Source organism: Bradyrhizobium sp. UFLA01-814 (genome assembly GCF_046718885.1).
Lineage (GTDB): Bacteria > Pseudomonadota > Alphaproteobacteria > Rhizobiales > Xanthobacteraceae > Bradyrhizobium > Bradyrhizobium elkanii.
In genome coordinates, this window is record NZ_JAQOSR010000278.1 from 1 (window position 1) to 6,698 (window position 6,698).

7 protein-coding genes are annotated in these 6,698 nt (G+C 65.0%); 6 read left to right on the plus strand and 1 reads right to left on the minus strand.

Annotated features, from left to right (window positions below; translation table 11 throughout):
• The 3 genes from PMN64_RS41160 to PMN64_RS41170 all read left to right on the plus strand — a co-directional run.
• Positions 1–710 (plus strand): FAD-dependent oxidoreductase (locus PMN64_RS41160; RefSeq protein ID WP_411784896.1); only part of this gene is annotated, 710 nt, incomplete at its 5' end.
• A gap of 452 nt (positions 711–1,162) precedes the next feature.
• A complete protein-coding gene (locus PMN64_RS41165; protein ID WP_035633945.1) occupies positions 1,163–1,372 on the plus strand; it encodes a DUF2934 domain-containing protein in 210 nt (69 codons plus the stop codon).
• A gap of 57 nt (positions 1,373–1,429) precedes the next feature.
• Positions 1,430–1,783 (plus strand): cupin domain-containing protein, encoded by a 354-nt coding sequence (locus PMN64_RS41170; RefSeq protein WP_411784897.1) that lies wholly within the window; start codon positions 1,430–1,432, stop codon positions 1,781–1,783.
• Between the two features lie 586 nt (positions 1,784–2,369).
• On the opposite strand, the gene PMN64_RS41175 is transcribed toward PMN64_RS41170, so the two are convergent.
• Positions 2,370–3,296: an alpha/beta fold hydrolase gene (locus PMN64_RS41175; protein WP_411784898.1), complete on the minus strand. Its 927-nt coding sequence runs from the start codon at positions 3,294–3,296 to the stop codon at positions 2,370–2,372.
• A gap of 151 nt (positions 3,297–3,447) precedes the next feature.
• Here PMN64_RS41175 and PMN64_RS41180 point away from each other — a divergent pair, with 151 nt between their 5' ends.
• The 3 genes from PMN64_RS41180 to PMN64_RS41190 all read left to right on the plus strand — a co-directional run.
• The gene (locus PMN64_RS41180) at positions 3,448–4,836 is read left to right on the plus strand and encodes a class II 3-deoxy-7-phosphoheptulonate synthase (RefSeq protein ID WP_028334252.1); all 1,389 of its coding nucleotides are present in this window, start codon (positions 3,448–3,450) and stop codon (positions 4,834–4,836) included.
• A 54-nt stretch (positions 4,837–4,890) separates the two neighbouring features.
• Positions 4,891–5,244 (plus strand): diacylglycerol kinase, encoded by a 354-nt coding sequence (locus PMN64_RS41185; protein ID WP_028334253.1) that lies wholly within the window; start codon positions 4,891–4,893, stop codon positions 5,242–5,244.
• Between the two features lie 148 nt (positions 5,245–5,392).
• The coding region (locus PMN64_RS41190) for an NAD+ synthase (RefSeq protein WP_411784899.1) at positions 5,393–6,698 on the plus strand (1,306 nt) is incomplete at its 3' end.

Consider the following 6,698-nt stretch of genomic DNA (forward strand, 5'->3'; position numbering starts at 1 on the left):
CCATCATCACCGGCTGCACGGTGGCGAAGATCGACAAGCACGGCCGTGACTTCACCACGCATCTGTCGAGCGGCTCGAGCATCGCCTCCGACCAGGTGATGTTCGCGATCGGCCGGCATCCCAATGTCGCCAATCTCGGGCTGGAGACCGCCGGCGTCGTCATCAATCCCGCCAATGGCGGCATCCAGGTCGACGGCTGGTCGAAGACCTCGGTCGACAACATCTACGCGGTCGGCGATGTCACCCACCGCACCAATCTGACCCCGGTTGCGATCCGCGAGGGCCATGCCTTCGCCGACACGGTGTTCGGCAAGCGCCCGGTCGAGGTCGACCACGCCACGATCCCGACCGCGGTGTTCTCGCAGCCGGAGGTCGGCACCGTTGGTCTGACGGAGGAAGAGGCGCGGGCGCAGTTCAGCCACGTCGACATCTACAAGACTGATTTCCGCCCCATCAAGGCGACGATGTCCGGCCGCGACACCCGCGTGCTGATGAAGCTCGTGGTCGACGGCGCGAGCGACCGCGTGCTCGGCTGCCACATCGTCGGCGATGGCGCCGCCGAAATCACCCAGGCCGTCGCGATCGCCGTGAAAATGAAGGCGACCAAGGCCGATTTCGACGCCACCATCGCGCTGCATCCGACCGCGTCGGAAGAACTGGTCACGATGCGCACCCCGACCGCGCGCCACGTGCGCCAGGCGGCGGAGTAGGGAGCTACCCGCAGGCCGGCCTTGACCCTGGTGCCGTCCCGGCCAAGGCACTCGCAGATGGGAATTGGGAGCGATCGATCGGGAACAGGCAAGGAGCCCTGCCTGACAGCCCAACGCCGCCCGCTTAAAATGCATGCGAGCGGCGCTGTCTCTAGCCCCAGGACGGTAACGGCAAAATCCTGATGAAGATAAGTCTGTACGAGCCCGCAAAGGTTTCATACCTCAGAAGGGGTAGCTTGCTTCCGTAAGACGACGCGCACCGCGGGAGCGCAACCCTCTGGCGCCCAATTTGTGCATCAAGGCCGATATCCCCATCACACGCGGTGAAGGGCCGTGCGGTGCACAGCATGGGCACCCGTGGCAGCGCGTCATGTCGCGCATCCTGGAACCTTGCGCTATGCTGGCAGTTCCACTCTCAAACAGTTTGAAGTCACAAATTGAGGGAGCCGCGCATGCCAGGACCATCCGAGCAGGAGATTCGGACCCGAGCTTACGAATTGTGGAAGGACGCCGGCGAGCCACACGGCAACATGGATCAGTTGTGGTATCAGGCCGAAAAGGAACTGCTGGCGCGCAAGGCCGCCAACGGCGAAACGCCCTGCGACAAGAACGGCCATCGAGAGCCGACGACTTATCCGGAGAGATTGAGGGGCGTCCATTGAGCGCGTCGGAAGGCTGAGCTAACGAGTCCGGCAGGCTGGCCCGGACCCGGAGGCATCATGAACGGCGCGATCGACCTTTCGCAGAAACTGTCGACATTCTCCGATCACTGGTCGCCGCGCACCGTCGCGCAATTCAACGCCTGCGACGTCATGGTGGTGAAGGTGCAGGGCGAGTTCGTCTGGCACAAGCACGACGACACCGACGACTTCTTCCTCGTCCTGAAAGGCATCCTCGACATCGAGCTGCGCGACCGCACCGTGATGCTAACTCCCGGCCAGATGTACATCGTGCCGAAAGGCGTTGAGCATCGTCCGGTCGCACGGGAGGAGGTCCATCTGCTGCTGATCGAGCCGACCGGGACGCCGAACACAGGTGATGCGGCGACGGCGGCGGCAAGGAAAGTGGTGTGAAACTGGCAGGATGGGTGGAGCGAAGCGATACCCATCATTTTGACCGCGGATCCGAGTTGAAGAGCAAGGCTCGGGCGATTGATGTCGCGCGAATGCGAAAGTATGACTCACCGGCAGCGCAATACATGCGGTGTCGTCCCTGCGAAAGCAGGGACCCATAGCCGCCGCCGCCAGTTGGCTTGCTGCGCTGGAGCCACGACCTGTTTCAACACGCAGCCCTGTGGTTATGGGTCCCTGCTTTCGCAGGGACGACGTGTGGAATGAGCAGCGAGCTCTCATTCTCTTTGGTGTCATCGCCCGCGCATGCGGATGATCCAGTACGCCGCGGCTTCTCGGTTCAAGCACCAGCGTCTCTGGAATACTGGATCGCCCGGTCGAGCCGGGCGATGACAGCGAGATGAGCTGCGCATCAGCGGTGCATCGCATCGCGCGAGAACCATCCTCATCGTCGTCCTGGCGAAGGCCAGGACCCATTACCCCAAATCTCAATTGTTGCACGGCGCTGGAACGACGAGTCCCGACGACAACACAGGCCGCGGCGTATGGGTCCCTGCTTTCGCAGGGACGACGCCGGAGAGTGCCGCGCTTACCCCTCCGCCTCAATCCACTCCGCAGCGCCGCGCCACAACGCATCGCGGTGTTCGCTGCGGAAGAAGCCGAGATGGCCGATCGCTTTTGCGCCGGCGTCGGCGGGACGGATCGAGATGATCTCGGGCGTGATCGACGTGAAGGCGGAACACAGCAATTCGACCGCTGGCCGCGTTGCCCAGGTGTCGTCGGTCATGACAAGCGCGCGGAGCTTGCCCTTGAACTTCGGAAAATTTTCGCGCGCCGTCAGCGTGGCATCATCGAGCAGATAGCGCTCCCGCATCACCCAGCTCCGCCATTGCTCGAACGCCCCCCTCGGCAGGTCCATGCCGAGGCCGGCCCAGGCGGGGAGGTAGCCGAGCGTGCGCGCCAGCGGCAGGCCGACGCCGTTCAGGAAGGCGACGACGCGGTAGCGCTCGGGCGAGGCCATCAGCTTCCAATAGGCAGCCTGCGAGGCGATCAGGAGCGCGCGCGGGATCTCGGCATTGTTGGCGAGGAGCCCGAGCGCTTGGCCGCTGAAGGAGTGCCCGACATAGGCGAAGGGGAGGTTGCGGTAGCGCTCGCGCATCCAGTTCACCGCCGCGGTGGCGTCGAGCGCGGCCCAGTCCGCCATCGTGGCCTTGAAGCCGGCGAGCGATTTCGGCTTGTTGAGGCCGGTCGCCGCCATCGGCCGGCTATCGCCGGTGCCGCGGTAGTCGTAGGTCAGCACCGCCGCGCCGCGGCGGGCGAGGTAGCCGGCAAAGCCGCGATAGACCTTGCGGGGCACGGCGGTCGCCGAGTTGATCAGGACGGCGTGGCGCCGCGTGCCGCGCGGCAGGAACAGCGTCGCGGCGAGCGGATAGCCATCTGCGGCCGGCACGACGATGTCGTCGCTAAAAACGTCGTCCAGCGCGGCGGAGGCCACGGCGATTTCCCCGGCATTCATGCTATGCTCTACCAAATGCGAATTCGGATTTCCCTGCAAGGGCTTGACCAGATTGCAGGAATCCTTCTAGCGGGAAAGCGGGGCCCTGTGTATAAGCCGGGCTTTCGTCATGCCGTGATTAAGTTGCGGTTTTTGCTCAGGAGTTGACCTTATGTCCGAGCGGTGGACACCCGATAGCTGGCGCGCCAAGAAGGTGCTGCAGGTGCCCGATTATCCCGATGCCAAGGCATTGGCCGATGTCGAGGCCCAGCTGGCGACCTTTCCGCCGCTGGTGTTCGCGGGCGAGGCGCGCAGCCTGAAGAAGGCGCTGGGGCGGGTCGCCGCCGGCGAGGCCTTCCTGCTGCAGGGCGGCGACTGCGCCGAGAGCTTTGCCGAGCACGGTGCCAACAACATCCGCGACTTCTTCCGCGTCCTGTTGCAGATGGCGGTCGTGCTGACCTATGCCGGCGCGCTGCCGGTGGTGAAGGTCGGCCGCATCGCCGGCCAGTTCGCAAAACCGCGCTCGTCGCCGACTGAGAAGCAGGGCGACGTCGAGCTGCCGAGCTATCGCGGCGACATCGTCAACGACATCGCCTTCACGCCGGAAGCGCGCATTCCCGATCCGCAGCGCCAGCTGATGGCTTATCGCCAATCCGCCGCGACGCTGAACCTGCTGCGCGCGTTTGCGACCGGCGGCTTCGCCAATCTCGGCAGCGTGCATCAGTGGATGCTCGGCTTCCTGAAGGATTCGCCGCAGTCACGCCGCTACAAGGAGCTGGCCGACCGCATCTCGGATGCGCTGAACTTCATGCGCGCCTGCGGCCTCGACCTCGAGAGCCATCCCGAGCTGCGCGCCACCGATTTCTACACCAGCCACGAGGCGCTGCTGCTCGGCTACGAGCAGGCGATGACGCGGGTCGATTCCACCACCGGCGACTGGTACGCGACCTCCGGCCACATGATCTGGATCGGCGACCGCACCCGTCAGCTCGATCACGGCCATGTCGAATATTTCCGCGGCATCAAGAATCCGATCGGCCTGAAATGCGGCCCGTCGCTGAAGCCGGACGAGCTGTTGAAGCTGATCGATATCCTCAATCCCGACGATGAGCCGGGGCGCCTGACCCTGATCAACCGGTTCGGCGCCGACAAGGTCGGCGACCATCTGCCGGGCCTGATCCGCGCCGTGCAGCGGGAAGGGCGCAAGGTGGTGTGGTCGTGCGATCCGATGCACGGCAACACCATCACCTCGACCTCGGGCTACAAGACGCGGCCGTTCGACCGCGTGCTGTCGGAGGTGAGGTCGTTCTTCCAGATCCACGCCGCCGAAGGCACCCATGCCGGCGGCGTGCACCTCGAGATGACCGGACAGGACGTCACCGAATGCATCGGCGGCGCGCGCGCCATCACCGATGAGGACCTCAACGACCGCTACCACACGGTCTGCGATCCCCGCCTCAACGCCGAACAGTCGATCGACATGGCCTTCCTGATCGCCGAGCTCTTGAAGCAGGAGCGCGCCGGCAAGGTCAAACCGATGCCGGCCGCCGCTGGGTTGTGATTTGAGGCAGTGACTTGAGACAGTGACTTGGGGCAGTGACTTGGGGACTGTGACTTGCTGAGGTTCTGGCGAGCCACCATCAACTCGCGCAACGGGCTGGCATTCGCCATTCGCTCGGAGCAGGCGATTCGCGAGGAGGTGGTGGCGTTGGCGCTGTCGCTGCCGCTGGCCTGGCTGGTCGGCGCCACCGTGATGCGCCGGGTCGAATTGGTCGCGACCGTGGTGCTGGTGCTCGTCATCGAGCTGCTCAACACCGCGATCGAGAAGCTCGCCGATCGCCTGACCATGGATCACGATCCGCAGATCGGGCGGGTCAAGGATATGGGCTCGGCCGCGGTCGGCGTCGCGCTCGTCATGGCCGGCCTGTTCTGGCTGTTCGCCCTCGCCGAACGCATGGGCGCGTTCTGATCCCGAGCAGGATCCGGAAAAGTGGGAACCGGTTTTCCGATCAGATCATGCTCAAAAGAAGCTCCCGCCGGTCATGGTGCGATTTCTGCAATCGCACCATGAGCGGAAGGTGATTGAAGTTTGCGGTTGTGCAGGACAACTTAAGCGTATGAGCGAACAACAGATCAAGATTACCCTGGCGCAACTCAATCCGACGGTCGGTGACGTCACCGGCAACGCCGCGAAGGCGCGCGCCGCGCGCGAGACGGCCAAGGCCGACGGCGCCGACCTCGTGGTGCTGTCGGAACTGTTCATCGCCGGCTATCCGCCGGAGGATCTGGTGCTCAAGCCGGCGTTCCAGTCGGCCTGCCGCGCCGCGATCGAGGAACTGGCGCGCGAGACCAGGGATGGCGGCCCGGCGATGCTGATCGGCACACCCTGGGTTGAGGACGGCAAGCTCTACAATGCCTGCGCGCTGCTCGACGGCGGCCGCATCGCCGCGCTGCGCTTCAAGGCCAATCTGCCGAACTACGGCGTGTTCGACGAGAAGCGGCTGTTCGCGCGTGGCCCGGCGCCGGGCCCGGTGACGGTGCGCGGCGTGCGCATCGGCGTGCCGATCTGCGAGGACATCTGGCTCGAGGAGTCCGAAGAGTACGAGAACGTCGTCGAATGTCTCGCCGAGACCGGCGCCGAGATCCTGGTGGTGCCGAACGGTTCGCCCTATGCCCGCGACAAGGCCGACCTCAGGCTGTCGATCGTGGTGGCGCGCGTCACCGAGAGCGGACTGCCGCTGGTCTATCTCAACGAGGTCGGCGGCCAGGACGAGCTGATCTTCGACGGCGCCTCGTTCGCGCTGAATGCCGATCTCTCCGTCGCGGCGCAGCTTCCGGCGTTCGAGGAGAACGTCACGACGCTGATCTGGCGCAAGACCGCCGACGGCTGGCGCTGCAACGGGCCGATCACGGCGCAGCTCGAGGGCGACAAGGCCGATTACGCGGCCTGCGTGCTCGGCCTGCGCGACTATGTCCGCAAGAACGGTTTTCCCGGCGTGCTGCTCGGCGTCTCCGGCGGCATCGACTCGGCGCTGTGCGCGGCGATCGCGGTCGATGCGCTCGGCGCCGACAAGGTGCGCGGCGTGATGCTGCCGTTCCGCTACACCGCGCAGGTGTCGCTCGACGATGCCGCCAAGCTCGCCGCCGCGCTCGGCATCCGCTACGAGATCCTGCCGATCGCCGATGCCGTGAACGGCTTCGAGACGATTCTGGCGCCTGTGTTCAAAGGGCTGGAGCGCGACATCACCGAGGAGAATTTGCAGGCGCGCGCCCGCGGCACGCTGTTGATGGCGATCTCCAACAAGACCGGCGCCATGGTGGTGACAACCGGCAACAAGTCGGAGATGTCGGTCGGCTACGCCACGCTGTATGGCGACATGAACGGCGGCTTCAATCCGATCAAGGACATCTACAAGACCGAGG